This window comes from Roseivivax jejudonensis (assembly GCF_900172265.1).
Taxonomy (GTDB): Bacteria; Pseudomonadota; Alphaproteobacteria; order Rhodobacterales; family Rhodobacteraceae; genus Roseivivax; species Roseivivax jejudonensis.
This window is the reverse complement of the sequence record NZ_FWFK01000001.1, coordinates 942,443-968,036: the sequence shown is the minus strand read 5'-3', so window position 1 is coordinate 968,036 and position 25,594 is coordinate 942,443. Positions and strand designations below refer to the sequence as shown.

At 66.4% G+C, this 25,594-nt stretch carries 24 protein-coding genes; 4 read left to right on the top strand and 20 right to left on the bottom strand.

The window, feature by feature from the left end:
* Positions 1-4: 4 nt before the first annotated feature.
* From ROJ8625_RS04730 to trpS, 3 genes are all read left to right on the top strand, one after another.
* Positions 5-994: an ABC transporter ATP-binding protein gene (locus ROJ8625_RS04730; RefSeq protein WP_085790664.1), complete on the top strand. Its 990-nt coding sequence runs from the start codon at positions 5-7 to the stop codon at positions 992-994.
* The gene (locus ROJ8625_RS04725) at positions 991-1,959 is read left to right on the top strand and encodes an ABC transporter ATP-binding protein (protein WP_085790663.1); all 969 of its coding nucleotides are present in this window, start codon (positions 991-993) and stop codon (positions 1,957-1,959) included. The genes ROJ8625_RS04730 and ROJ8625_RS04725 overlap by 4 nt, the downstream gene beginning before the upstream one ends.
* 76 nt (positions 1,960-2,035) lie before the next feature.
* Positions 2,036-3,046, top strand: a complete 1,011-nt coding sequence (gene trpS, locus ROJ8625_RS04720; RefSeq protein ID WP_085790662.1) for a tryptophan--tRNA ligase — start codon at positions 2,036-2,038, stop codon at positions 3,044-3,046.
* Between the two features lie 81 nt (positions 3,047-3,127).
* Here the strand turns inward: trpS and ROJ8625_RS04715 are convergent, their stop codons facing one another.
* The 11 genes from ROJ8625_RS04715 to ROJ8625_RS04665 form a co-directional block, all read right to left on the bottom strand.
* Positions 3,128-4,606, bottom strand: coding sequence for a class I adenylate-forming enzyme family protein (locus tag ROJ8625_RS04715; RefSeq protein WP_085790661.1), 1,479 nt, complete (start codon positions 4,604-4,606; stop codon positions 3,128-3,130).
* 59 nt (positions 4,607-4,665) lie between these two features.
* On the bottom strand, positions 4,666-5,070 hold the full coding sequence (locus ROJ8625_RS04710) for a PaaI family thioesterase (RefSeq protein ID WP_085790660.1): 405 nt from the start codon (positions 5,068-5,070) through the stop codon (positions 4,666-4,668).
* On the bottom strand, positions 5,067-6,200 hold the full coding sequence (locus ROJ8625_RS04705) for an acyl-CoA dehydrogenase family protein (RefSeq protein ID WP_085790659.1): 1,134 nt from the start codon (positions 6,198-6,200) through the stop codon (positions 5,067-5,069). Before ROJ8625_RS04705 ends, ROJ8625_RS04710 begins: the two co-directional genes overlap by 4 nt.
* Before the next feature lie 25 nt (positions 6,201-6,225).
* A complete protein-coding gene (locus ROJ8625_RS04700; protein WP_085790658.1) occupies positions 6,226-7,422 on the bottom strand; it encodes an acyl-CoA dehydrogenase family protein in 1,197 nt (398 codons plus the stop codon).
* A 36-nt stretch (positions 7,423-7,458) separates the two neighbouring features.
* Entirely contained in the window at positions 7,459-8,637 is a 1,179-nt protein-coding gene (locus ROJ8625_RS04695) for an acetyl-CoA C-acyltransferase (RefSeq protein WP_085790657.1), read from the bottom strand.
* Between the two features lie 10 nt (positions 8,638-8,647).
* On the bottom strand, positions 8,648-10,741 hold the full coding sequence (locus tag ROJ8625_RS04690) for a 3-hydroxyacyl-CoA dehydrogenase NAD-binding domain-containing protein (protein ID WP_085790656.1): 2,094 nt from the start codon (positions 10,739-10,741) through the stop codon (positions 8,648-8,650).
* 43 nt (positions 10,742-10,784) lie between these two features.
* Positions 10,785-11,582 (bottom strand): IclR family transcriptional regulator, encoded by a 798-nt coding sequence (locus ROJ8625_RS04685; protein ID WP_085790655.1) that lies wholly within the window; start codon positions 11,580-11,582, stop codon positions 10,785-10,787.
* Positions 11,582-12,919: a TRAP transporter large permease gene (locus ROJ8625_RS04680; protein WP_085790654.1), complete on the bottom strand. Its 1,338-nt coding sequence runs from the start codon at positions 12,917-12,919 to the stop codon at positions 11,582-11,584. Before ROJ8625_RS04680 ends, ROJ8625_RS04685 begins: the two co-directional genes overlap by 1 nt.
* A 1-nt stretch (position 12,920) precedes the next feature.
* Positions 12,921-13,439, bottom strand: a complete 519-nt coding sequence (locus ROJ8625_RS04675; RefSeq protein ID WP_085790653.1) for a TRAP transporter small permease — start codon at positions 13,437-13,439, stop codon at positions 12,921-12,923.
* A gap of 66 nt (positions 13,440-13,505) precedes the next feature.
* Complete coding sequence (locus ROJ8625_RS04670) at positions 13,506-14,546, bottom strand: C4-dicarboxylate TRAP transporter substrate-binding protein (RefSeq protein ID WP_085790652.1); 1,041 nt, start codon at positions 14,544-14,546, stop codon at positions 13,506-13,508.
* 179 nt (positions 14,547-14,725) lie between these two features.
* Positions 14,726-15,367, bottom strand: a complete 642-nt coding sequence (locus ROJ8625_RS04665; protein ID WP_085790797.1) for a sugar transferase — start codon at positions 15,365-15,367, stop codon at positions 14,726-14,728.
* A 316-nt stretch (positions 15,368-15,683) separates the two neighbouring features.
* Here ROJ8625_RS04665 and ROJ8625_RS04660 point away from each other — a divergent pair, with 316 nt between their 5' ends.
* Positions 15,684-16,610, top strand: a complete 927-nt coding sequence (locus ROJ8625_RS04660; protein ID WP_085790651.1) for an aminotransferase class IV — start codon at positions 15,684-15,686, stop codon at positions 16,608-16,610.
* Positions 16,611-16,662: 52 nt separating this feature from the next.
* Here the strand turns inward: ROJ8625_RS04660 and ROJ8625_RS04655 are convergent, their stop codons facing one another.
* Genes ROJ8625_RS04655 through ROJ8625_RS20595 form a run of 9 tightly spaced genes read right to left on the bottom strand, consistent with a single transcriptional unit; the run spans position 16,663 to position 25,580 of the window.
* On the bottom strand, positions 16,663-18,366 hold the full coding sequence (locus ROJ8625_RS04655; RefSeq protein ID WP_085790650.1) for a hypothetical protein: 1,704 nt from the start codon (positions 18,364-18,366) through the stop codon (positions 16,663-16,665).
* Positions 18,363-19,478 (bottom strand): protein-glutamate methylesterase/protein-glutamine glutaminase, encoded by a 1,116-nt coding sequence (locus ROJ8625_RS04650; RefSeq protein ID WP_200813274.1) that lies wholly within the window; start codon positions 19,476-19,478, stop codon positions 18,363-18,365. Before ROJ8625_RS04650 ends, ROJ8625_RS04655 begins: the two co-directional genes overlap by 4 nt.
* Positions 19,478-20,398: a CheR family methyltransferase gene (locus tag ROJ8625_RS04645; protein WP_306372284.1), complete on the bottom strand. Its 921-nt coding sequence runs from the start codon at positions 20,396-20,398 to the stop codon at positions 19,478-19,480. Before ROJ8625_RS04645 ends, ROJ8625_RS04650 begins: the two co-directional genes overlap by 1 nt.
* Entirely contained in the window at positions 20,337-20,816 is a 480-nt protein-coding gene (locus ROJ8625_RS04640) for a chemotaxis protein CheW (RefSeq protein ID WP_085790647.1), read from the bottom strand. The genes ROJ8625_RS04645 and ROJ8625_RS04640 overlap by 62 nt, the downstream gene beginning before the upstream one ends.
* 35 nt (positions 20,817-20,851) lie before the next feature.
* On the bottom strand, positions 20,852-22,495 hold the full coding sequence (locus ROJ8625_RS04635; RefSeq protein WP_085790646.1) for a methyl-accepting chemotaxis protein: 1,644 nt from the start codon (positions 22,493-22,495) through the stop codon (positions 20,852-20,854).
* The gene (locus tag ROJ8625_RS04630) at positions 22,474-23,034 is read right to left on the bottom strand and encodes a chemotaxis protein CheW (protein WP_085790796.1); all 561 of its coding nucleotides are present in this window, start codon (positions 23,032-23,034) and stop codon (positions 22,474-22,476) included. Before ROJ8625_RS04630 ends, ROJ8625_RS04635 begins: the two co-directional genes overlap by 22 nt.
* Positions 23,031-24,923 carry a chemotaxis protein CheA gene (locus ROJ8625_RS04625; protein WP_306372283.1) on the bottom strand — a complete coding sequence of 631 codons (1,893 nt, stop codon included), beginning with the start codon at positions 24,921-24,923 and terminating at the stop codon, positions 23,031-23,033. The genes ROJ8625_RS04630 and ROJ8625_RS04625 overlap by 4 nt, the downstream gene beginning before the upstream one ends.
* A 20-nt stretch (positions 24,924-24,943) precedes the next feature.
* Positions 24,944-25,312 carry a response regulator gene (locus tag ROJ8625_RS04620; RefSeq protein ID WP_085790644.1) on the bottom strand — a complete coding sequence of 123 codons (369 nt, stop codon included), beginning with the start codon at positions 25,310-25,312 and terminating at the stop codon, positions 24,944-24,946.
* 19 nt (positions 25,313-25,331) lie between these two features.
* Positions 25,332-25,580, bottom strand: a complete 249-nt coding sequence (locus ROJ8625_RS20595) for a hypothetical protein (protein ID WP_143535042.1) — start codon at positions 25,578-25,580, stop codon at positions 25,332-25,334.
* Between the last annotated feature and the right edge of the window lie 14 nt (positions 25,581-25,594).

The following is a 25,594-nucleotide window of genomic DNA, read 5'->3' as shown; positions in this document are numbered from 1 at the left end:
GACGATGCCTCTTCTCGAAATCCGCAACCTGTCCGTCGATTTCTCGACCACCTCCGGCAGCTTTCGCGCCGTCGACGGAGTCGATATCACCGTTGAGCCCGGCGACCTCATGGCGATCGTCGGCGAAAGCGGATCGGGCAAGTCGGTGTCGATGCTCGCGGTCATGGGCCTGCTGCCGTGGACGGCGACGGTGACCGCCGACCGCATGGCGTTCAACGGCCATGATCTGCGCGGCATGACCCCCAAGCAGCGTCGCCGCATCATCGGCCGCGACATGTCGATGATCTTTCAGGAGCCGATGTCGTCGCTCAACCCGTGTTTCACCGTCGGCTTCCAGATCAAGGAAAGCCTGAAGAAACACACCGACCTCGACCGCGCCGGTCGCCAACGGCGCGCGATCGAGCTGATGCAGCTCGTCGGCATCCCGGCGCCCGAAAAGCGCCTGACCGCGTTTCCGCACCAGCTGTCCGGGGGGATGAGCCAGCGGGCGATGATCGCCATGGCGCTTGCCTGCGAACCGAAGCTGCTGATCGCGGACGAGCCGACCACCGCGCTCGACGTGACGATCCAGGCGCAGATCCTGGAGCTGCTGACCGGCCTGCAGGAGCGGACGGGCATGGCGCTCATCCTCATCACCCACGACATGGGCGTGGTCGCCGAGACCGTGAACCGCGTGCAGGTCCAGTACGCCGGCCAGAAGGTCGAGGAGCAGGAGGTCGGCGCGCTTTTCGACGATCCGCACCATCCCTACACCGCCGCGCTCCTGGCGGCGCTGCCTGAACGCGCGACCGAACGGCGCCTGCCGACGATCCCGGGCGTCGTACCGGGACAGTTCGACCGGCCGGAGGGATGCCTGTTCTCGCCGCGCTGCCGCTTCGCCGACGCGCGCTGCAAGGCGGTGGAGCCGGTCCAGGCCAGCCGCGAGATGGGCCTCGCGCTCTGTCACTACCCGCTCTCGCACGGAGAGCCGACCAACCGGGAGAAGGCGTCATGAGCGAGGCCATCCTCACCGCCGAGGCGCTGCAGCGACACTACGAGGTCGGCGGCGGCATGTTCTCGAGCCCAGCGACCGTTCGCGCGCTGGACGGCGCGTCCTTCGCGCTGACGCCCGGCAAGACGCTGGCCGTCGTGGGCGAATCCGGCTGCGGCAAGTCCACGCTCGCCCGCGTGGTGACGATGATCGAGCCGCCCTCGGGCGGCACGCTGGCGATCGAGGGCCGCGAGGTCGGGCCGGGCGGCGCCGCGTCCGACCGCGACCTGCGCGCCATGGTCCAGATCGTGTTCCAGGATCCCTATGGCTCGCTCAACCCGCGTCAGACCATCGGCCAGACGCTGATGGAGCCGCTGAAGCTGAACCGCCCCGAGGTGTCCGCCGAGGAGCGCGAGCGGCGCGCGCGCGACATGCTGCGGATGGTCGGCCTGCGCGACGAGCATTTCGACCGCTACCCGCACATGTTCTCGGGCGGCCAGCGCCAGCGCGTCGCGGTCGGCCGCGCCCTGATGCTCGAGCCCAAGATCCTCGTTCTCGACGAGCCGGTCTCGGCGCTCGACCTCTCGATCCAGAGCCAGGTGCTGAACCTCTTGATCGACCTGCAGGAGAAGTTCCAGCTCGCCTATCTCTTCATCAGCCATGACCTGTCGGTGGTGCGCCACCTCGCCGACGAGGTGATGGTGATGTATCTGGGCCGCCCGGTGGAAATGGGGCCGAAGGACGATGTCTTCGCCCATCCGCGCCATCCCTATACACGCGCGCTCCTGTCGGCGACCCCTGTGGCCGACCCGCGGCACGAGAAGAACCGCATCAAGCTCGAGGGCGAATTGCCGTCGCCGATGAACGTGCCGCCGGGCTGTCCGTTCAATCCACGCTGCTGGCGCGCGAGCGAGACCTGCCGCGAAAGCTTTCCGCCGTACGAGGGAGCGCGGCACCGTTTCGCCTGCTACCACCCGATCGAGGACTAGGGCCGCCCGGTTTCGGGCTTGCAACCGACCCGCGTTCGGCCCACATCTCGGCCCCGATCGAAGAAGGGGATCCGCGATGAGCGCACAGAAGTCGATCCTGACGGGGATCAAGCCGACCGGGCAGGTCCATATCGGCAACTACGCCGGCATGATCCGCCCGACGCTCGACCTCATGGCCTCGAACGCGGGCGGCGAGAACTTTCTGTTCATCGCCAACTACCACGCACTGAACTCGATCGGGAACGCCGATGAAATCCGGCGCTATACGCATGAGATCGCGGCCTGTTTCCTGTCGCTCGGGCTCGATCTCGAGCACACGAACTTCTACCGGCAATCCGATGTGCCGGAGGTGTTTGAGCTGACGCAGGTTCTGTCTTCGGTGACGCCGAAGGGCCTGATGAACCGCGCACATGCCTACAAGGCGGCGGTCGACGCCAACGCCGAAAAGCCGTCGGCCCAGCCGGACGACGGCGTGAACATGGGACTCTATACCTACCCGATCCTGATGTCGGCCGACATCCTGCTCTTCGATGGCGGGATCGTCCCGGTGGGCCGCGACCAGATCCAGCACGTGGAGTTCGCGCGCGACATCGCGGGCTACTTCAACCGCCGCTACGACACCGAGTTCTTCACCTTGCCGGAACACTCCGTGCAGGAGAACCTCGAGGCGATCGTCGGCCTCGACGGTCGGAAGATGTCCAAGAGCTACGGCAACACCATTCCGCTCTTCATCGATCCCAAAACGCGTCGCAAGATGATCAACAAGATCGTCACCGACAGCAAGCTGCCCGAAGAGCCGAAGGAGCCCGACGGGAACACGGTCTACGAACTCTACGCCGCGCTGGCCGAGCCGGCGGAGGTCGCGCATCTGCGCGCGCGCTTCGAAGAGTGCGGCATGGGCTACGGCGACGCCAAGCGCATCCTTGCCGACAAGCTCGACGAACTGTTCGAGGTGCCCGCCGCGCGCTTTGCCGAGTACATGGCCGATCCCGGTGCGCTGGAGGCGATGATGGCCGAGGCGGCGCGCGGTGCCAAGGAGAAGGCCGCCGCCAAGATTGCCGGCCTGCGCGAGATCGTCGGAACTTGAGCGACGCGCCTGCTTGGCGCGTGCGAGAGGCTCTGCCTCTCGCGCTCTCCGGAGTATTTCACCAAGAAGAAGGGGGTGCGGTCAGCCCGGCGCGCCGTGGTCGAGGCGGTCCGCGAAGTGTGCCAAGAGCTTGTGCTTGAGCACCTTGCCCGAGGGTGCGGCAGGCAGGGTGTCCACGACGAGGATGTGCGTGGGGCGCTTGTAGGCCGAGAGGCGCGCGGACGCGAAGCTGCGCAGTTCCTCGGGGTCCGGGGCCGGCGCGGCGCATTGCACGAAGGCGAGAATGTCCTCGGAGCCGGCGCGCGGGCGGCCGATCACGGCGGATTGCACCACTTGGGGATGGTCGTTGAGCGCGGCCTCGACCTCGGGCGGGTAGACGTTGAAGCCGCCGCGAATGATGAGCTCCTTCGCGCGGCCGACGATGTGCAGCCGACCCTCGGCATCGATCCGGCCGAGGTCCCCTGTGTGCAGCCAGCCGTCGCGGAGCGCCGCGGCTGTGGCGTCGGGATTGCGGAAATATCCCTTCATCACGTGCGGTCCCCGGGTCAGGACCTCGCCGGTGCCGGGCTCGGCGCCCAGGCTGTCATCGATGGCGACCTCCACGCCCGGCAGCGGCGGGCCGACGCTGGTGTCGGGCGAGCCGATCGGGTTGCGGGTGCCCGAGGATCCGGCGGTGCTCTCGGTCATGCCGTAGCCGTTCTGCAGCGGAAGGCCGTAGAACGCCTCGGCCTTGCGCTTCCACGCCGGATCGAGCGGCGCCGCGCCGGAGGAGACGTAGCGCAACGCCGCGTCTTCGAGCCGGGCGTGCCCGTGTTCGGCGGCATGGGCCATCAGCAGCGCGTGCATCTGCGGTACGGCCGGCAGGACGGTGATGCCGGCGCGCAGCGCGTCGTGGAGCGCGGCAGGCCGGAAGCGCGCGGCAAGCTCGATCGCCGTGCCGGCATGGGCCCCGGCCATGAGCATAGAGGCGAGGCCGAAGACGTGGGTGATCGGCAAGGCGCCATAGATCCTGTCGGCCGGGGTCATCGCGCGCAGCTCGGCCGAGGCGCGGGCGGCGAATCCGAGATTGGCGTGGGTCAGCATGACGCCCTTCGGGTCGCCCGTGGTGCCCGTGGTGTAGAGCAGGACCGCGACGTCCTCGGCCCCCGGCTCCGCGCTGCCGCCGCGGGCCATTGCGTGAAGCGCGCCGGCACCGGTGGGATGGGACGCCGCACGCGCGGCGGCGGCGTGGGCGGCTGCCTCCGGGGAGACGTGGCTCGTGTAGAGGACGAGCGCGGGATCGGCATGTGCGCTGATGCGGTCGAGTTCCGGGCTGGTCATGCGCGCGTTGACGGGCACCGCGATGGCGCCGATGCGGCTCGCGCCGAAGATCGCGGCGGCGGCGGCGAGGCAGTTCTCGGCAACGATCAGGACGCGGTCGGTGGCGGCGAGACCGGCGGCCTGCATGTGCTCCGCCATCTCGTGCGAGAGAGCGGCATACGTCGCCCAGGATACGACCCGGCCGTCGGTATCGACGATGGCCGCCGCCTCAGGCCGCGACGCTGCATTTCTGTCGAGCATCTCGTGTATGCGTTCGGTATTCACGTTTTTGATCCTCCGATGCTTCGACGTCGGTCGTCTCAGCCAGTCCGGTCGGGCACGCGCTTGAAAACGCCAGTGGCGCTGGCGACCAGCGTGCCGGTGTCCGCGCGAAGCTCGCCCGCGATGAAGAGCAGCGACCGCCCGCCGCCGGTGATCCGGCCCACGGCGGTCACCCGTTCACCCGCGCGGGCCGGCGTGAGGAACTGGGTCGTGAGCGAGACCGTGAGAAACGGCGCGCGCCCGGCGGGATCGACCGTGAGCGATCCGGTGGCGCCCATGGCGCTGTCGAGCAGAAGCGAGGCGATGCCGCCGTGCAGGACATCGTGGCGGTTGGTGTGCGCCTCGGTCACGTCGAGCCAGCAGCGCGCGCTCTCGGGGTCGCCCACGTCGATGACGTAGCCGAGCGCGCGTTGTGCGCCGGTCTCGTCGGCGATCACGCTCATGCCGCGGCGAGGCGGATGAAGCGCTCGAGATGCCAGTCGGCGTCGCCGAAGCGGTGATCGATCATCGTCAGGCGCTTGGCGAGGTGACCGAGCGCATATTCCATCGTCATGCCGATACCGCCGTGCATCTGGATCGACTCCTCGACCACGAGCTTCGCGGTGCGGCCGACGAGATTCTTGGCGGCGCTGACATGGCGCTCGCGGTCGGTGCGCGGTGCCTCGAGATGACCGGCGAGATTGATCACAGCCGAGCGCGCCTGCTCGATCTCGATCAAGAGGTCCGCCATGCGGTGCTGGAGCGCCTGGAACTTGCCGATGGGCTGCCCGAACTGCCGCCGCTGCTGCAGGTAGCCGACGGTCAGGTCCTTGATCGCGTCCATAAGACCGACCGCCTCGGCGCATTGCGCACAGATGGCGCGGGCCTGCGCGGTTTCGAGCGCTGCGTGGGCATCGCCCTCCGGTCCGATGCGGGCATCGGCGGGCAGCGTCACGTCGGTCAGTGCGAGTTCCGCCGCGCGGCCCCCACCATTCATCGGGTAGTCGCGGATCTCGAGCCCGTCGGCGTCGAGGGGCACGAGAAACAGCGAGATGCCGGCCGCGTCGCGCCGGTCGCCGGAGGTGCGCGCGCTGACCACCGCGTGCGAGGCGGCGGAGGCGGCCATCACGAGACTCTTGCGACCAGACAGCGTGTAGCCGTCGTCGGTCGCGGTTGCCTGCGTCTCGACATGGGCGAGGTCGTAGCGGCTGCCGGGCTCGCCGTGGGCGAGGGTCAGGATCGTCCCGCCGGCGACGATCTCCTCGATCAGCGCCTTCTGCGCGTCGGAGCCGAGCGCGGCGATCAGGCCGCCGGCGAGGATCCCGCTTTCGATCAGCGGCTCGAACGCGCCGACGCGGCCCATTTCCTCGAACACGACGCTCAGGTCGAAGCCGGTGCCGCCGAACCCGCCGTCGTCTTCGGAAAACAGCGCGCCGGATACGCCCATCTCGGACAGGCCCTGCCACAGCGTGTCGCTGTGCCCGGATCCGGCCTCGGTCGCCTTGTGCAGAAGCTCGGGCGTGACGGTGTCGGAGAGGTAGCGCCGCAGGCTGTCCTGCAGCATCTGCCTCTCGTCGGTCAATTCGAAATTCATTCGGTATTCTCCGGGTATCGCGGGATCACAGCTCGAGGATGGCCTTGGTGATGATGCCGCGCTGGACCTCGTTCGACCCGCCGTAGATCGAGAGTTTGCGGTTGTTGAAGTAGCTCTGCACCGCCGGCAGCGCGTAGTCCGGCCCGACGGGTTCGACGTTGGAGCCGTCCTCGAGCGCTTCGGACACGAAGGGAAGGGCGTAGGGGCCCACGGCGCGGCGGGTCAGGTGATTGATCTCCTGGCGGATCACCGTGCCCTTGATCTTGAGCATGGAGCTTTCGGGCCCGGGCGCCTGGCCGGCGGCCGCTGCGGCGACGACCCGCAGGTTGGTGGTGGCCATCGCCATCAGGTCGATCTCGACCTGCGCGACCTTGGCGGCGAAGAGCGGGTTCTCGATCAGCGGCTTGCCGTCCTGCATCTCGAGCCCGGCGATCCGCTTGAGCGAGGCCAGCGCGGCGGTCGAGAAGCCGACGCCGGCGATGTTGGTGCGCTCGTGGGTCAGCAGGTACTTGGCGTAGGTCCAGCCCTTGTTCTCCTCACCGACGAGGTTCTCGGCGGGGACCTTCACGTTGTCGAACCAGACCTCGTTCACCTCGGCTTCGCCGTCGATCAGCACGATCGGCCGGACCGACACGCCGGGGCTGTCCATGTCGATCAGCAGGAACGAGATTCCCTCCTGCGGCTTGCCCTCCTTCGAGGTGCGCACGAGGCAGAAGATCATGTTGGCGTGCTGGCCGAGCGTGGTCCACGTCTTCTGGCCGTTGACGATGTAGTGGTCGCCGTCCCGCTCCGCGCTGCATTTGAGTGACGCGAGGTCCGATCCGGCCCCGGGCTCGGAATAGCCCTGGCACCACCAGTCCGACCCGTCGAGGATGCGCGGCAGGTAATGCGCCTTCTGCTCGTCGGAGCCGAACTTCATCAGCACCGGGCCGAGCATGTTGATGCCGAAGGGAACGATCCGCGGGGCGTTCGCCCGCGTGGTTTCCATCTCGAAGATGTGGCGCTCGACGGCGTCCCACCCGGTGCCGCCGTGCTCCTTGGGCCAGGTCACGCCAAGCCAGCCCTTGTCATGAAGGATGGCGTGCCATTCCTCGTAGTCGGCCTTGGTCAGGCGCTTGCCGGAAGCGACCTTGTCGGACAGACGCTTGGGGAGTTTCTCGTCGAGAAAGCTCCGCACCTCGTCGCGAAACGCCTTCTGATCATCGGTGTAGGCGAGGTCCATCGCTTGCTCCTCTCTTGTGTGCCGTCGCTGGCGCGATCAGCTGTAGATCTCGAACAGGCCCGCGGCCCCCTGGCCGCCGCCCACGCACATGGTCACGACGCCCCACTTCGCGCCGCGGCGGCGGCCCTCCATCATCAGGTGGCCGGTCATCCGCGCACCGGTCATGCCGAAGGGGTGACCCACGGCGATGGAGCCGCCGTCGACGTTCAGGATGTCGTTGTCGATGCCGAGCGCGTCACGGCAATAGAGCGCCTGGCTCGCGAAGGCCTCGTTCAGCTCCCACAGGTCGATGTCGGAGACCTTCAGCCCGGCGCGCTCCAGCAGGCGCGGCACGGCGTAGACGGGGCCGATGCCCATCTCGTCGGGCTCGCAGCCGGCGACGGCAAAGCCGGCGAAGCGGCCGAGCGGCGCCAGGCCCGCGCGCGCAGCCTCGTCGGCGTCCATCATCACGAGCGCGGCGGCGCCGTCGGATAGCTGCGAGGCGTTGCCGGCGGTGATGTACTTGCCTTCGCCGCGCACGGGCTGGAGCTTTTGCAGGCCGTCGAGCGTGGTCGACGGGCGGTTGCACTCGTCCTGCGCGATGGTGACCTCCTCGTGGGTCACCTCTCCGGTTTCCTTGTTCTTGACCGCCTTTGTCACGGTCATCGGCACGATCTCGTCGTCGAAGCGTCCGGCCTCCTGCGCGGCGGCGGTCCGCATCTGGGACTGGTAGCCCAGTTCGTCCTGCGCCTGCCGAGAGATCCCGTAGCGTTCGGCGACGATGTCGGCGGTGTCGATCATCGGCAGGTAAAGGTCCGGCTTGTGCTCCATGATCCAGTCGCTCGGCGACTCGTCGGGTGGCGGCTGCACGCCCGAGATGGATTCGACGCCGCCGACAAGCACCGCGCGTGCACCCTCGGCGCCGATCATGTGCCCGCCCATCGCGATGGCCTGCAGGCCCGAGGCGCAGAAGCGATTGACCGTGGTTCCCGCCACGGTGACGGGAAGCCCGGCGCGGATCACCGCCTGCCGGGCGATGTTGCGGCCCGTCACGCCCTGCGGATAGCCGCAGCCCCAGATCGAATCCTCGATCAGCGCGGGGTCCAGCCCCGCACGCTCGACCGCGGCGGCGGCGGTGTGACCGACGAGATCGGTGCCGTGGGTGATGTTGAAGGTGCCGCGCGCCGCCTTGCCGATGGCGGTGCGGGCGACGGAGACGAGGACGGCGTCTTTCATGGCGGTCTCCTCAGGCCCGGTCGTTCAGGCTGTCGAAATTGCGGTTGTCCGAGACCAGCGTCTCGAGAAGCGGGGCCGGCGCCCAGAAGAACGGATCGTTCGCCTCCCAGGCACGGATGTCGCCGAGCAGGCCGTCGAGGCCCTGCATGTCGGCCCATTTCATCGGTCCGCCGCGATAGCGCGGAAAGCCGTATCCGAAGAGCTTGACCGCATCCACGTCCAGCGGCCGTCGGGCGATGCCCTCCCCCACGACGCGGGCGCCCTCGTTGACCATCGCGGCCATGTACCGCCGCACGATCTCGTCGTCGGTGACCTCGCGCGGGGTGATGCCGGCGTCCTCACGGGCCTTGGCGATCAGCGTCTCGACCTCTGGGTCCGGTGTGCCGCCGCGCGCGCCGTCCTCGTAAATGTAGTAGCCGCGCCCGGTTTTCTGGCCGAGCCGGCCGAGGTGATAGAGCTCATCCGCCCATGTCGGAACGACATCGCGCCGATCGCGGGTCGCGGCCTTCCGCTCGCGCGTCATGAAGCCGATGTCGAGGCCGGCGAGGTCCGCCACCGCGAAGGGCCCCATGGCGAAGCCGAACTCGGTCAGTGCGCGGTCGATCTGAAACGGCGACGCGCCCATCAGGACCAGACGGTCTGCCGCGCCCCGATAGTGCGACAGCATCCGGTTGCCGATGAAGCCGTCGCAGACGCCGGCCCGCACGGCGATCTTGCGCAGGCGCTTGGCCAGCGCGAAGGCCGTGGCGGTGACGTCTGCCGCGGTTTGGTCGGCGACGACGACCTCCAGGAGCTTCATCACGTGCGCGGGCGAGAAGAAGTGAAGCCCGATCACATCGGCGGGCCGTTTCGTGGCCGCCGCGATCTCGTTCACGTCGAGGTAGGAGGTGTTCGTCGCGAGAATCGCGCCCGGTTTCATCACCGCGTCGAGCGCTTCGAAGACCTCGCGCTTCACCTCCATCGACTCGAACACCGCCTCGATGGCGAGGTCGGCGTCCGACAGGGCCGCGTGATCGGTGCCTGTCGCGAAGGCGTCCGAGAGGATCTCGTCGCGCTTGTCCTCGGCGAGCTTGCCGCGCTTGACGGCGCCGGCGAGGTTCTTCTCGATCGTCGCACGGGCTTTGTCGGCGGCGGCCGTGTCGCGCTCGATCAGCGTCACGCGCAGGCCCGACAGCAACGCCGCGGTCGCGATGCCCGCGCCCATCGTGCCGCCGCCGATCACGCCGACATGACCGACCTCGCGCGGCGACACACCGTCGATCTCGGGCAGCTGCGACACCTTGCGCTCGAGGAAGAAGGCATGGATCAGCCCCTCGCGCTGCGGTGTCTCCATCAGTTCGTTGAAGAGCCGGCGCTCTTCGGCCAGCCCGGCCTCGAGATCATGTTCCGACGCTGCGATTACCGCGCGCATCGCGTGTTGTGGTGCGACGAGACCGCGGGCCCGTTTCTCGAGCGTGGCTTCGGTCGCCGCCACTGCCTCGGCGTCCGCCGTCGGGCGCGGCAACGCGCCGACCGGGCGTCGCTCGGCCCCGTCGGAAAGCAGGTCGGTCGCGAAGGCAATGCCGGCCGAGGGCGCGTCGCCGTCACCGATCCGATCGATCAGCCCGGAGGCCAGCGCGTCGTCGGGGCCGATTGGCACGCCGCTGGTGATCATCTCGAGCGCCTTCGCCATGCCGGTCAGGCGCGGCGTCCGCTGCGTGCCGCCGGCCCCGGGCAGGATGCCCAGCGTGACTTCCGGCAGGCCGAGCTTCGTTCCCGGCAGCGCAACGCGGTAGTGGCATCCGAGCGCGACCTCCAGACCGCCGCCGAGCGCGGCGCCGTGGATCGCGGCGACCACCGGTTTGGTGCAGTCCTCGATCCGGTTCACCACCTCTGGCAACCACGGATCCTGCGGCGGCTTGCCGAACTCGGAGATATCGGCGCCCCCGAGAAACAGCCGGCCGGCGCCGAGCAGGACCGCGATGCGCGCGTCGTCTTCCTCGAACCGCTCGATCGCGGCGACGAGGCCCTGCCGCACGGCATGGCCGAGCGCGTTCACCGGCGGGTTGTCGATGGTGATGAGGGCGATCTCGCCCTCCGTTTCGTAGCGGACGGGTTCGGTCATCGGATCTCCGCTTGGGTTGGTTTCGTCATGTCGTGTCTGTTCCTCATCCGCGCATGGCGATGGCCGAGCTCTGGCCCAGCATCCGTTCCAGCCCCTGCACCGTGTGAGCGAGCTTCGGTCCGACCTCGGTGCGGATCCGCTCCTGGCTCAGGTCCTTCGGCATCGCGCCGCAGGAAAAGACCACGGGCTCGTTCAGGTCGTGGGCGTGAAACGGCTTGGACACCGCCGCGATGTTCGGAGTGTAGTACGCCTCGGGCGGCGCGACGACGAATCCGCCCGTCACCAGCTGCGCGTAGGCTGTCTTGCGGATCTCCGCGCCGCGGCCCTCTGCGAGCCGCTCGTCGGCGGCGACGACCTCGTCGAAGGCGTCGTCGGGCAGCGCGGCGAGCATTGCGTGCCCCGATGACGTGCCGCCGAGCGGCAGACGGTGCCCCACCTCGAGCCAGAGGGAGGCGACGTCGCGCGGGCGCCACGTCTTCACGATCAGAAGCTTCGCGCCGTCGCGCACGAGGATCAGGGACAGAGTGCCGGTTTCGTCGGCGAGCCGCTGCATCGGGCCGCCGGCCAGTTCCATGAACGACAGCGACGACGCCGCGACGTTGCCGAGCGCCATCAGCGCGGGCCCGGGCCGATAGCGGTCGCCGCGCCGCGTGTGCGAAAGGTAGCCCAGCGATTGCAGCGTGAAGGTCAGCCGCGAGACCGTGGATTTCGGCAGGCCGGTCCGGGCCGCGATCTCCGCGTTGCCCAGCCCGTCGTCCGAGGGCCGGAACGCGCGCAGCACGGCGAGCCCGCGCGCGAGCGTGGTGGCAAAGCGGCGATCGGTTTCGGGCGCGTCGGTCATCACATCGACCCCGGAATGAGCAGCGACAGGATCGGGAACGCCATGATCAGGATCAGGACGATCACGTCCACCGAAAGAAAGCGCAGGATGCCCGAGAAGATCCGGTCGATCCCGACCTCCCGGCCCACGACGCCTGCGATGACGAAGACGTTGAGCCCGACCGGCGGGGTGATGAGGCCGATCTCGAGAAGCTTGATGACCACGACGCCGAACCAGATCAGATCGAAGCCGTAGGTCTCGACCAGCGGCACCATCAGCGGCAGCGTCAGCACCATGATCCCGATCGGATCGAGGAACATCCCCAGCACGAGGTAGATGAGGGCAATGGCCGTCAGCAGGAGCACCGGGGACAGCTCCGCCGCCTGCACCGCGCCGACGATGTCGCCCGCGACGCCGGTGAGCGCGATGAACGCCACGAAGATCTTGGCCGCCGCGGCAATGAGAAAGATCGCGGTCGTCTGCAGGCAGGTTTCGCGCACCGCGGCCCAGAGCCCGCGCAGGCTCAGCCGCCGCTGAAGGAAGCCGATCAGGACGGCCGCGCTCACGCAGATGGCGGCGGCCTCGGTCGCGGTGAAGATCCCGCCATAGATGCCGCCGACGATGATCACGAAGAGCAGCACCGCCGGCCATGCGCCGAGCGCGGCCTCGCGCTTTTCCGCGAAGCTGATCGCGTCGGTGTAGCGCGGCGCCGCGGCGGGATCGCGCGAGACCCAGACGAAGATCACGAGCAGGAACCCGGCGAGCGACAGGATCCCGGGCAGGATGCCGGCGAGAAAGAGCGCCGAGATCGAGGTCTCGGTGAAGATGCCGTAGATGATGAAGAGGACCGACGGCGGGATCAGCGACCCGAGCGTGCCGCCCGCTGCGACCGAGGCGGTCGCCAGCCGCTTGTCGTACCCCATGCGCAGCATTTCGGGCGCGCAGATCCGGCCCATGGTCGAGGCACAGGCGATGGATGAGCCGGTGATCGCGGAAAAGCCTCCGCAGCCCACAACCGACGCCATCGCGACGCCGCCGGGCACCGGCGCCAGCCAGACCCGCGCGGCGTGGTAGATGCGCGTCGTGATCTCGGCCCGGTAGGCGATGTGCCCGAGCGCAACGAAGAGCGGGATCATCGACAGGTCGTAGCTGTGGATCAGGTCGAACGAGTTGGAGAAGACGAGGCTCGTGGTCGGCCGGATCGCCCGCTCGAGCATCAGGTCGCCGGTGCGCGTGGCGAAGATGAGCAGCGTCCCGAGGCTGGCCACGCCGGCCAGCGCGAAGGCGATGGGCACGCGCAGCGCCAGAAGCACGATGACGGCGGCGAAGGCGCCGTAGCCGATGACGGCGGGATCCATCTCAGACCTCCTCGACGCGGTGAACGGGCTCGGCCGCAGGGATCGGCTCGCCCCGCCGCCAGTGGCCCAGGTCGGTGGCCAGCATCAGCGCCAGCCGCACCCAGCACAGCGTGATCCCGAACAGGAAGATCACCCGCCCGGGCCAGCGCGGCAGGTTCAGGTCGCCGAAGAAATAACCGCCCTCGGCGATCGCCCCGTAGGCCTCGCGCCAGCCCGCGTAGATCAAAGGCAGGAGCCCGAGCAGCCCGACGATCGTGCCGAAGATCAAAAGGGCGTCCTGCGCGCGGCTCGGAAGCCTGTTCGACACGACCTCGACCGCGATGTGAGCGCGGTTCGCCGTCACCGCGGCGGCCGGCAGCACGATCGCCGCGACCATCAGCTCGCGCACCATGACGATGGCGTCGGGAATGCTGCTGTTGGCGAAGGTCCGCAGACCCACCTGCGCGGTAATCAGGAGACCCAGGCCGATCACCGCGACCGCCGCGAGATCGAGCAACAGCTTTTCGAGGCGATGAAGCATCGCGCATCCGTTCATTCGAAGGAAAAGGGCCGGCCCGCCGTCATCCCTCGGCGGGCCGGATGCGGATCAGCTGTTCTCCCAGGGATAGCCCTGTTCGTCGCGGATCTGCGTATACTTGTCGATGAGCCCGCGATACTCCTCGAGCAGCGCGTCACCGTCGAGCCCAGCCGCGGCGGCGCGCTCCTTCCATTCGTCGATGAACTGTTCGGAGGTCTCGACGAGCTTGGCGCGCTCCTCTTCGGGAAGCTCGACGACCTCGACGCCGGCCTCGCGCATGGTCTCGATCGCGGCCTCGTTGTCGGCGGTGATGAGTCGTCCAAGCTCGTCCGCCATGCCTTCGCCGGCCTGTTGCAGCGCGTCCTGAACGCTTGCGTCGAGGCCGTCATAGACGTCCTTGTTCATGAACACGCCGAGCGCGCCGACCTGGCCCCAGTTCATCAGTGTGTAGCTGTCGATGACCTCTTGCTGTTTCAGCGCCGCCATCGCGTAGCTGTAGCCCTGAGAGCAGTCGATCAGGCCGGTGTCGAGGCCCTGGTAGGCGTCGTAGATCGACATCGGCACCATGTTGGCACCGAATTCGCGGAACGTGTCGCCGTAGGCGCCGACGCCGCGGACCTTCAGCCCGGCGATGTCGTCAGTGGTGCGGATTGTCGCGCCCGAGCAGCCGATATGCACGGCGGACGTGGTGAACGTCCCCAGGTACACGAGGTTCTGCTGTGCGAAGTTCTCCCGGATCGCCTCGGAGTTCCGGATCAGCTCGTCGGTCGCTTTCATGCCGACCCACGCATCGGGGTTGCGCAAGGGCAGGTCGGCGATGTTGTAGGCGACCATCTCCTGCGGGAAGTAGACCGCGATGATCGTGCCGAGGTCGGCGACGCCGTCGGCGATGCCCGAGAGGGCCGCGTTCGCCTTGAACAGCGCGCCACCCCACTGGATGTCGAGGCTCAAATCGCCACCCGAGAGCTCTTCGGCCGTGTCTACGAACCATTGCAGCGCCTCGGCGCGTGCGCCGCGGTTCGGGCCGGCTTCGCCGACGAAGAGCGACTGCGCCGGGGCGGCGGTGGTGAGCGCGAGGGCCGCTGCGGCCCCGAGCAGAATACGTTTCATGATCTCCTCCCAATTTCACTATGCAGAACATAATTCCGCTTAGTGGTTTTAAGCTACGGTGATTCTGACGGACCCGCAACTGTTGTGGAGGCGGCCGGCGCCACCGGCGGCCGCCCGCGCATCCGCGCTGCGGGCCAGTCCTGCCGAAGGATCGCCGGAGGGGCGGTCGCGTGGCGCGATCAGCGCCCGGTTCGGCCGAGGACGGCGCCGATCGTGCGGGCCACGAGTCGCAGATCCGTGCCGAGGGAGATGCGGGACAGGTAGTCGACATCCATCCGAACGCGCGACTCGTAGCTCACGTCGTTGCGGCCCGACACTTGCCATAGCCCTGTGATTCCGGGTTTGAGCGCGAGGTAGGCCGTCCGGTTGCGGCCGTACCGGCAGAGTTCCGCACGCACCACGGGTCGTGGCCCGACAAAGCTCATCTCGCCCCGCAGCACGTTCCAGATCTGCGGCAGTTCGTCGAGACTGGTGGCGCGCAGCACGGCCCCGAGGCGTGTGACGCGCGGGTCGCGCTCGAGCTTGAAGTCGCGTGCCCATTCCAGCGCTGCCGCCGGGTTTGCGGCAAGATGCGCGGACAACCGGGCCTCGGCGTCCACGACCATCGTGCGGATCTTCCAGCAGCGAAAGGTGCGGCCCCGCCGCCCGATGCGGCGATGCCCGAAGAATCCAGGGCCGCCATCCGCCCGCGTCATCACCCAGAGCGCGCCGATGATCGGCAGGACGATCGGCAGGAGCAGGAGCGCGAGCGCGATGTCCGCGGCGCGCTTGCCGTATCGCGCATAGGCGCCCCGCGCCGATCGCCGAAGGCCGGCCCGGATCGCCGGGGCCGGGTCGTGGCCAGCGCTGGCGGCCTGAGCCGTTTCGAACGAAATCGCGGCTTGTGCTGTCACGGCCCGGTCCCTCGCGGTTGACGTGATGTCGCGTTCTCGCAGGGCGGCCGCAGCCTCGGGGTCGGACCCGTTCAGCGCGACACGCCACCCCGACGATCGCGCTCACGCTGCAGCGATAGACTTAACAAATGGTTGCGCGGCGGAATATTCGGCGTATGCGCGGCGGAACCGGCGCTCCCCGGCGTGTCTTGCGTTCCGGCATGGGCGGCGCAAGCATCTGGGAACCCACGATGAAGGACACGACATGACAGACCCCGGAGACCGTCCATCGACGCATGACGCCTCGGAGGATCCGCGCAACCGCGACATCCGGATCTATGTGAACGGCGAGATCGTGCACCGCGACGACGCGAAGGTGTCGGTCTATGATTCGGGCTTCATGCTCGGGGACGGCATCTGGGAGGGCATGCGCCTGCATCACGGGCGCTGGGCGTTCTTCGACGATCACATGGACCGATTCTTCGAAGGCTGCCGGGCGATCGAACTCGATCCCGGCATGGATCGCCACGATCTGCTCGAAGCGCTCACCCGCACGGCCGAGGCGAATGGAATGACGACCGACGTGCATTGCAGGTTGATGCTGACCCGCGGGGTCAAGTCGAAGCCATTCCAGCATCCCAAGCTGTCGCGGACGGGCCCGACGCTCGTCATCATCCTCGAGCATTCGCGCCCGGCCGAGGCGCTGCAGGCCGCCGGGATCCGGCTCGCCACGGTGCCGCAGGTGCGGGGCCTACCGACGAGCCAGGATCCGAAGCTGAACAGCCATTCCAAGCTCAACTGCATCATCGCGTGCCTGCAGGCCGAGCAGGCGGGCGCCGACGAGGCGCTGATGCTCGACCCGCATGGCTTCGTGAACACCACGAACGCGTGCAACTTCTTCATCGTCCGCCGAGGCGCGGTTTGGACGTCGACGGGGGATTACTGCATGAACGGCGTGACACGCGCCAAGGTGATCGATCTGTGCCGCGACGCCGGAATCCCGGTCCTCGAGCGGAACTACGCGCTGGTCGAGACCTACGGCGCCGACGAGGCCTTCCTCACCGGAAGCTTCGGCGGCCTGACCCCGGTGGCCGAGATCGACGGCCGCGCGATCGGTTCTGGCGACAGGCCGATCATGACCCGCCTGCAATCGCTCTACGCCGACCTCGTGCAGCGCGAAACGACCGCGTGACGGCGCGCGCCCGGCGCTGGAACGACTGAGGCCCGGCCATGTTTGGGCCGGGTCATGGACGAGGCCCTACGCCTCTCTGGAGCGCAGGCTCCGGGTGGGTCATCCGTCGCCGTGCAAAGATCTGTTCATCTCTGCTTTGGCGCACCTCATGCGGCGATCCAGTTTCGAGATCGGGCCTTTCCAAGCATACTTGCCTGACGATTGCGTCGTGTACTTCGCGCTCGCTCTGCATTGTATAAGATTCACGTATGCCGTCGATTTTCGCCGCCAGATCATCGGCTGGCGCAAGCGTTTCAACTGGATACGAGGGACATTCGACTGACAGAGCGCGTTTGCGGGAGAATCGGGAAAGCCGGTCGTAGGCCGCACGAAAGCTCTTCTTCGAGTCTTTTGAGACGCATCTTTCCAGGCTCGAGATGCCATTGCCAATGGTCCGATGCGCATTTGCCAATGTGTCGACCATTTCTGCCGCATCGGTGTGATCATCGACACCGGCAATGGCGGCGAAAAGTATGGCGTTGAGCTCTTGCAGTTTCGCGGAATGCACGACCTGCATGTTGGATTGACTGACTTCGAGTGTGCAGTGGTGAAGTTGCTGAGACACCTCGACCATCGCCCGGCCTTCGCTACCCAGCTTGCTGGATACCAAGGTCGCATTGATGCCCAGATGCAGCATGGCTTCGTTCAGACTCGACATTTGTTCGGTCGACGACGCACCGGTTCTGTAAAGCGCTGTGAGTCTCTCCATTTGCGGCGCCAGATGATCTTTTTGTTCGGCTACCTGACCGACACCGTTCGCAATGAAGCGTATATTCTCAGCGGCGACCTCGAGACTGGCGACCAGCTTGGCATCTGCAAGCGCGGAAACGCTGTCATGGGCGCGGTCGATCAGCGATGAAATGCTTGTCAGCTTGGGCAAGGCATCCCCGACGGCAGATCGAAGCTCGCTCGTCGTTGCGGCGAACTGTGCAGATGCGATCTTGAAAATCACTGCCTGTGTGGTCCTGTCGGACGAAATTGCCGTGTCGAGCATGACGTTTATGTGCTCGAGACGCTGACGCGAGGCGTCGCCGCATTGCAGGTGGCCGACGACGGCGTTGAGATCGTTGCGAAGATGCCTGCTGGTTTCGAGAACGGAGTCCAGGGCGGTCTCTATCCCGGAGCGATCGGAAAAGGCAGTGACCAATTTCTGAACCTCGTGCCGGCAGGCGGTAAGCGCGCGGACCGTGGCGCACAACTCGTCGATCTGGGTCCGAACGCCTGAAAGCTGGGCGTCTGCCTGGTGCAACCCGTTCTCGACCGCTCTAGCGGCCGCGTCGGCGCGATCCACGATTGGTCTCACCTGTTCCGCGAAGCTCGCCAGTGATACGTCCGCGCCCTTGACGCTCTTGCTGATGACCTGTGCGTTCATGGCGATCATCGAAGCCAGACGCATGTTTCTATCCTGCGCGTTCAGGGACTCGCCAATCTCCTTGGCTTGCTCCTTCAATTTGTCTGCGACCTTTTCGAGAAAATCGTATTGCGCCCCGATGCGATCCAGGTAGCTGACCGCGTCGCTGACCGCAGTGCACAGCTCTTCCAGCCCGTCCGGCGCCGCCACTTCCCGGATCTGCGTTATGGCTTGAGCAATGGCTTGTATCTCGGACAGTTGATCGAACACCGACATCGATGTGGTTTCGAAGACCTCCTCAATCGAACCGGTGATGTCGGCGACGGTTCTTTGCAACGAAGCACATGCGCGTTCGATATCGTTCATGGCAACGCCTCTGCAGGGCGATGCGCGGCGATTTCCGCCGCCATGGAACTTAGCGGCCTTATCCGTCTAGCGGCGCCCAGGTTCGCGGCCTCTCCGGGCATGCCCCAAACCACCGAGGTGGCTTCATCCTGGGCGATGGTGTCGGCGCCGGCGTTTCGCATTTCCAGCAGGCCCCGCGCGCCGTCGTCTCCCATGCCGGTGAGGAGGACGCCGAGGGCAGCATAGCCAGCGGAGATTGCCGTCGAGCGAAAGAGGACATCGACCGACGGGCGGTGACGGCAGACGTAAGGGCCGCTCACGAGCTCGACCCGGTACCCCTGTCCTTGCCGTTTCACCAGCAGATGCTGGTCCCCCGGTGCGATCAGCACGGTGCCGGGCAGGACGCGCTCGCCGTGCACGGCCTCGCGGACTTCGACCCTGCAGAGCCCGTTCAGCCGTTTCGCGAAGGCTGCGGTGAACTTTTCCGGCATGTGCAGGACGATCAGGATCGGCGGCGTCGATGCGGGCAATTCTGGAAGCAGGGACGACAGTGCTTCGGTGCCTCCCGTGGAGGCGCCGATCGCGACCAAGGCCGGCAGGTTGCGAGGATACGGCGCGTTCGCGCGCGGGCCGGGCAAGATCGCGTCAGCCGTCAGTTTCGCATCTGGCTTCAACAGCGCGGGTCCTGGCGGGTGGCCCGGTTTTTCAGTGCGGCTTGGCGTGGCTACCCGCCCGGTCTGCGCGGCGGCGCGCACGGCGTCGGTCAAGCGGATCTGCGCCTCGTGGCGCAAGGCCGCCGTTCCCATTCGAGGTTTGCCGATCACATCGCAGGCCCCGAGTTCCAGCGCGCGCATGGCCGCCTTGGAATTGGCGTCGGTGTGGCTGGAGCAGATCAGTACGGGTATCGGATGCTGTTTCATGATCTTGGACAGGAAGGTCAGCCCGCTCATGCGCGGCAATTCCAGATCGAGGATGATGACATCTGGAACCCCCCTGCGGAGGAGTTCGGCAGCCTCGAACGGATCGGCAGCCGTCGCGCGCACGTTGATGCCGGGATCGTCGGACAGCAGTGATGAGAGCGCCCGTCGCGCCGCCGCGCTGTCGTCGACAATGATGACATCTATTCTGCGCATCAGTCGCCTCCGTCGTTTCGGAAGACGCCAGGGGCCACCTGAAGAAGGCCTGGTTGCCGGACCATCATCGACTCCGAATGGCCGACAATGAGATAGCCGTGCCTGCGCAAATGGGTGGAAATGCGTCTGATGACGCGCGCCTGGACCTCGGGTTCGAAATAGATCAGAACGTTGCGAAGGAAGATGAGATCGAGCCCGCGGTCGATATCGTAGTGGTCGTCCATGAGATTGAGCTCGGCGAACCGCACGCGGGCGCGCAACTCGGGCACGATCCGGGCCCGCTCGGAGACGCTCTCGCGACCGGACATCAGGTAGGCATCACGCATCTGTCGGGGAACCGGGGCAAGCTCGGACGAGCAATAGATCGCCTTTCTGGCCGTATCGATCACGCGCCGCGAGATGTCCGTGCCCATGATGGCCCAGTCGAGTCGTGGGTCCTTGCGGGCGTATTCGGCAAGCACCATGGCGGCCGACCACGCCTCGGCCCCGGTAGAGGAGGCGGCACTCCAGACCTTGTAACGCACGGACTGACCAGGCGCGGCGCGGTTAAGGGCCTCCGGGACAAGGCGTTCCGCAACAATGCGATAGTGCGCCTGCTCTCGGAAGAAATCTGTCTTGTTCGTCGTCATGAGATCGATGATCTCGGGCAGTTCCGCCTTCAGTGCATCCGGTGCGCTGAACAGGTTGCCCAGATAAGTGTCGAGGTCGGGCATGTTGAGGGTCACGAGGCGCCGCCGCAGGCGCGACTCGATCATCAGGTCTTTCGACACGGGCAGCTTGATCCCGGTGGCGTTGTGCACGAGCTTGCGGAACTGCTCGAGATGCAGTTTGCCGGAGGACGTGAGCGGTTTGTTCATGTCAGCAAGTCTGACCAGCAGCCGCGAAATGCGCGAATTCGCCGGCGAATAGACCCTCGACATCGAGCACGGTCACGAAGGCGTCGCCACGACGCCCGATCCCGGCAACCATTCTTTCATGCCAGCGCAGCAGTTCGGCCTCGGTCAGCGGGGCGCTTCCGGCATCGTCCAGTTGGGTGACCTCGGTGACGTGGTCGACACGCAATCCGACATTCTGCCGCTGCTGTTCGGGCCGGTCTATCCGGAGGACAATGATCCGCGTGCGGTCGGTGTCCTCTGCATCCGCCTGGCCCAGCAGGCGACGCAGATCGACCACCGGCACGGAGCAGCCGCGCCGGTCGATCAGACCGAGAAGATGCTTCGGTGTGCGCGGCAACGGCGAGATATTGCGGGCATCGAGGATCTCAACGACGGGGCTCACGGGCAGAGCGAAGCGTGCCTTGCCAATCTCGAATGTCACGACGGTCTCTTCGGCTTGCATGCGTAACCCCTTCAGATCCCGCGGCGCGGGGCCGCTCAGGCCGCGGCACCGGTCTTGCGGACGAATTGCGCGTCGAGCTCGTCCTCGTCCACGGACATGTCGAAATTGAACCCGGCGGTCTGTTTGGCCGCACGCACGTTCGGCGCAGCCACACGCGCCGAGGTATTCACGGGGCTTGCTACCCCGCCCGCAGCCAAGCGGAAAAAGGACATCGCCCCGCGCAGCGTTTCGGCCTGAGCCGAGAGTTCTTCCGCGGTCGACGACATCTGTTCGGCGGCCGAGGTGTTTTCCTGGGTGACCTTGTCGAGCTGCTGGATCGCGGAGTTGACCTGATTGGCGCCCGTGGCGAGTTCCTGGCTGGCACCGCTGATCTGGCTGACCAGTTCGGCGGTTTTCTCGATGTCGGGGACGAGCCCTTCGAGCATCTGACCCGCTTCCTCAGCGGCCTTGACCGTGTCCGAAGACAGACCGCTGATCTCGCCCGCCGCGGTCTGGCTGCGCTCGGCCAGCTTGCGTACTTCCGAGGCGACCACGGCGAACCCGCGCCCATGCTCTCCCGCGCGGGCGGCCTCGACGGCTGCGTTGAGGGCCAGCAGATCGGTCTGGCGGGCGATTTCCTGCACGACGAGGATGCGTTCGGCGATCGTCTTCATCGCGTCCACGGCTTCGGCGACAGCACGGCCGCTTTCGCGCGCATCGGCCGCCGATTTGAGGGCCATGCTCTCCGTCGTGCTGGCGTTTTCCGCTGTCTGCTTGATGTTGGCGGTCATCTGCTCCATCGAGCTCGATGCTTCTTCGGTCGACGAGGCCTGCTCGGTGGCGCCCTGGCTAAGCTGTTCGGAGGTCGAGGCCATTTCCCCGGCACCGGAGGCCACGTTCGTCGATCCGATCGACACCTCGCCGACGGTTCCGCGCAGTTTCTCGACCATGCCGTTCAGGGTTCGGATGAGGTCGGTCACCTCGTCATTGCCACGCAACGTAGCGGTTTCCGTCAGATCGCCCGATGCGACCTTCTGGGCCAGCGCGATGCCGCGCTGCAGGCCGCGTGAGATCGTCATGATGATCCAGAGCGCGGCCACCGCGCCGATGGCGACCATCGCGACCGTCAGCACGATCGCGAGCAGGCGCGAACTGGCGTAATTCGCATTCGACCGGGCATCCGCCGCCGCCAGGCCTTCGCGGTTGAGCGCGATGATCGCATCGAGGTTTTCCTCCATCGTTTCCCACAAGTCCTGGCCCTGTCCGCTGAGCAGCCGAAACGCGCCTGTGGTATTTCCGCTGTCCGCGAGCGAGAGCGCGCGTTCGTTGATCTCGATCAGATCCTGCCAGGCCGCCTGCCCGGCAGTCAGCAGCGCGCGCCCTTCCTCGGTCGACAGCGCATTGAGGTCGGCAAATGTCTGCTCGGCGCGCGAGCGGGCATCATTCATGCGCGATCGGACCTCGGCCTTCAGCGCGGGGCTGTCGGCGAGTACGAGTTCGCGCACGTCACGCTGGATCCTCAGCTGCCCGGCGGTGAAATGCTCGGCCAGGCGGACCTTCTCGGCCTCGACTTTCGTGATCTCGGTGAGATTGGCGCTCATCCGCCCGAGGGAATTGAGGCTGGAAATCATGCCGATCGCGGCAAGGGCGATAAGGACGATGAAGGTCGCGGCAAGTTTCAACTTAAACGTGAAACGCATTGGGCTTGCTCCGGTTCGGTGGCTGGGACCGCGCCGGGCGCGGCGTGCATGTTCGGCCGACCGTTCTGGGCCAACAGGAACCCATGGAAAATCGTAGCGAGGTTGGGGATCGTCACGAAGTCGCCGTTGGACAGCCCCACGGCCGCGACGTAGCGGGGTGGCCAGCGTGTTCCGACTGGGGGGATATCCTCCAACTCGTCAGCTTCGATCCGCGTGACGTCGTGAACGCTGTCGGCGATGATGCCGACGACGATTTCACCCTCTTCGAGCGGCAGTTCGAGCACGAGGATGCGGCGGTCTTTCTGTTCGTGCGTCCGAGGCATGCGCAAAGGCACGCGCAGATCCGCGAGAGGCACGACCGATCCGCGCACATTCAGGATGCTACCCACGAATTCATCGGCACCCGGAACGCGGGTTATGCTTGCGGGTTCGAGCACCTCTCGCAACTGAGCGGCGGGTACAGCGAGGACCTCACCGCTGACCTGGAAGGTCACGACATCGGTATTGGATATGCCGTTCTTTTCTTGGCGTGATGTCATGCCGCGTCCTTGCCGGTGTCAGCTTCGATCCGGCCACGAGCGACGAGCTGCGGCACATCGAGAATGAGGGCGACGTTGCCATCGCCGAGGATCGTGGCGCCCGAGAACATCTTGAGCGCGGCGTGAAGCGGAGACAGTTGCTTGATGACGGTCTGGTTCGAGCCGATGATGCGATCGACGACGAGGCCGACCCGGCTCTCGCTGCTTGTGGCGATGACGACTTTCTGATGCCGATCCGGGGGACCATCACTGTCCAGCAGTTGGCGCAGGCGCAGGAACGGTACGAGGCTGTCGCGAATATCGAGAAAAGCGTTGCCGGTTTCGTCGCGGCAGAGAGCGTCGGGAAGCTCGACGATCTCGTCGACCGCCGCGAGCGGGATGACGAACCGTTCGCCGGAAACCTCGATCAACAGTCCATCGATGATCGCCAGCGTCAGGGGCAGGCGGAGTGTGATCGATGTGCCGTGGCCGGGCTCGCTCTCGACCTCGATAGAACCGCGCAGCGCGTCGATGGTTTCGCGCACGACGTCCATTCCGACACCGCGGCCGGAAAGCTCCGTTACCTCGTCGGCGGTGGAAAAGCCCGGGGCGAAGATCAGGCCGGGGATCGCGTGGTCCGGCAGGTCGGCGATGTCCTGCACCAAGCCACGTTCGAGTGCGCGGTTCCGAATGGCCTGGCGGTCGAGGCCGCGACCGTCATCGGTCAGAGAGATCAGCACTTCGGCACCGGCGTGCCGGGCCGTCAGAGTGACTGTTCCGGCCTCGGGTTTGCCCATCGCCTTGCGTTGTGCGGGCATTTCGAGGCCATGATCGACCGCGTTGCGAATAATGTGCATCAGGGGTTCGGTCAGGCGTTCGACGACGGTCTTGTCGAGTTCGGTTTCCTCGCCCGAGGTCTTGAACCGGATCGATTTGCCGGTCTTGGCGGTCAGGTCATGGATCAGCCGCCGGAACCGGCCAGTGATCGAGCCAATCTGGGTCATGCGGATCGACATTGTTGTGTCGCGCATTGCGGTGGTCAGGCGCTGGATATCCTCTGCCACAGAAACGAGGTTCGGCTCGCCCGAGCGGGAGGCCAGTTCCACCAGCCGGGCCTCGGCGATGACAAGTTCGCCCACGCGGTCCATCATGTCGTCCAAGCGTTCGGAGGGCACACGCATCAGGCCCCCCGGTTTTGCGGATGTCTTGAGATCGGGACGCGCGGCCTGTGCGGGCCGGGGCGTTCCCGCGGCGCCGGCCTCCGGCGGCGCAGTGACCGGCTCGGTTTCGTCTCTCGAGATGTCCAGAACGAGCCCGTCCTCATGAAAGAGGAAAGCGCCGCGGATATCGTCCTCGGCGACGGACGCGTCGATCGACATTTCCCAGCCGACATAAAGTTGAGCAGGGTCCAGCGTGGCGAAATCCGGGAGGTTGTCGAACAAGGGACGGATATTCGTGGCCCCCATGTCCCGTAGTTCGTTCAGCACGAGGTCCGGTCGCCCTCCGAGCAAGAGAGTGTCCGGCGGCAGATAGAACCGGACGGTCCAGGGCGAAGTCCTTGAATCTGCAGCTTGTTGAAGGTGTCCGGAGAGGCGCTCGAGGATGGCGCGGCCTTCGGCAATGTCGCCACCGACGAGCAGCGATGCGACGTGATCACTGGCCGCAAGGCTGATCTTCACGAGACCGGGGTCGATCGCCGTTTCGCCGGACCGCACACTTTCGAACGCGGTCTCGAAATCATGCAGGAAGCTGGCGATATCCTCGCGCCCGAACATGGAACCTGTACCCTTCAGCGTGTGCAGGTCACGGAAGACGCCGTCGATCAGGTCACGGTTCGCGGGCGCCTCTTGCAGCGCAAGCAGCTTTTCTTCGAGCGCCTCGACGAGACTGTCGGCCTCGGCGCGGAACATCTTGAGCGACTCGTCGTCCATCATGCGCCGACCACCTTTCCGACGACGCTGAGCAGTTGGGCCTGGTCGAATGGCTTGGTCATCCAGCCGATGGCCCCTGCGGCGCGGGCGCGCTGCTTGATGCTGTCCTCGCTTTCGGTGGACAGAAACACCACGGGTATGCCGCGGTTCTCCGGACGTGAGCGAAAGGCCTCGCAAAAGGAAACGCCGTCCAGGCGCGGCATGTTCTGATCCGTGATCACGGCTCGAAAGGAGGTTCGGCGCGTCGCCTCGAGCGCCTCCTGCCCATCCTGCGCGGTCTCCACCGCGTAGCCGGCGGTTTTGAGCGTGCTTGCAATCATGTTTCGAACAGAAGGCGAGTCATCCACCACCAAAATTGGGCGCATCATGTTCCGGATCCTTTTTGCGTCACGACCGATCGGGCAGCGGAATGACCTCGTCGAACGCGAGGGCGCGCCACAGGCGCTGAACCCCGGGCGCACTCAAGATTTCTTCGGGAACATCGACGCCAGAGCGGAATGCAGCGGCAACGAGCTGAACGCCCGCCGTGTCGACCGGCAACGGATCGGGAAATTCATGAGTTTGGCTCTGAAGCGCGCGCTTGAGGGATCCCGCCTCTCCAATGACAAGGCCGGTCAAAGCTTGATCGTCAGACACGTCTCCGAACTCCA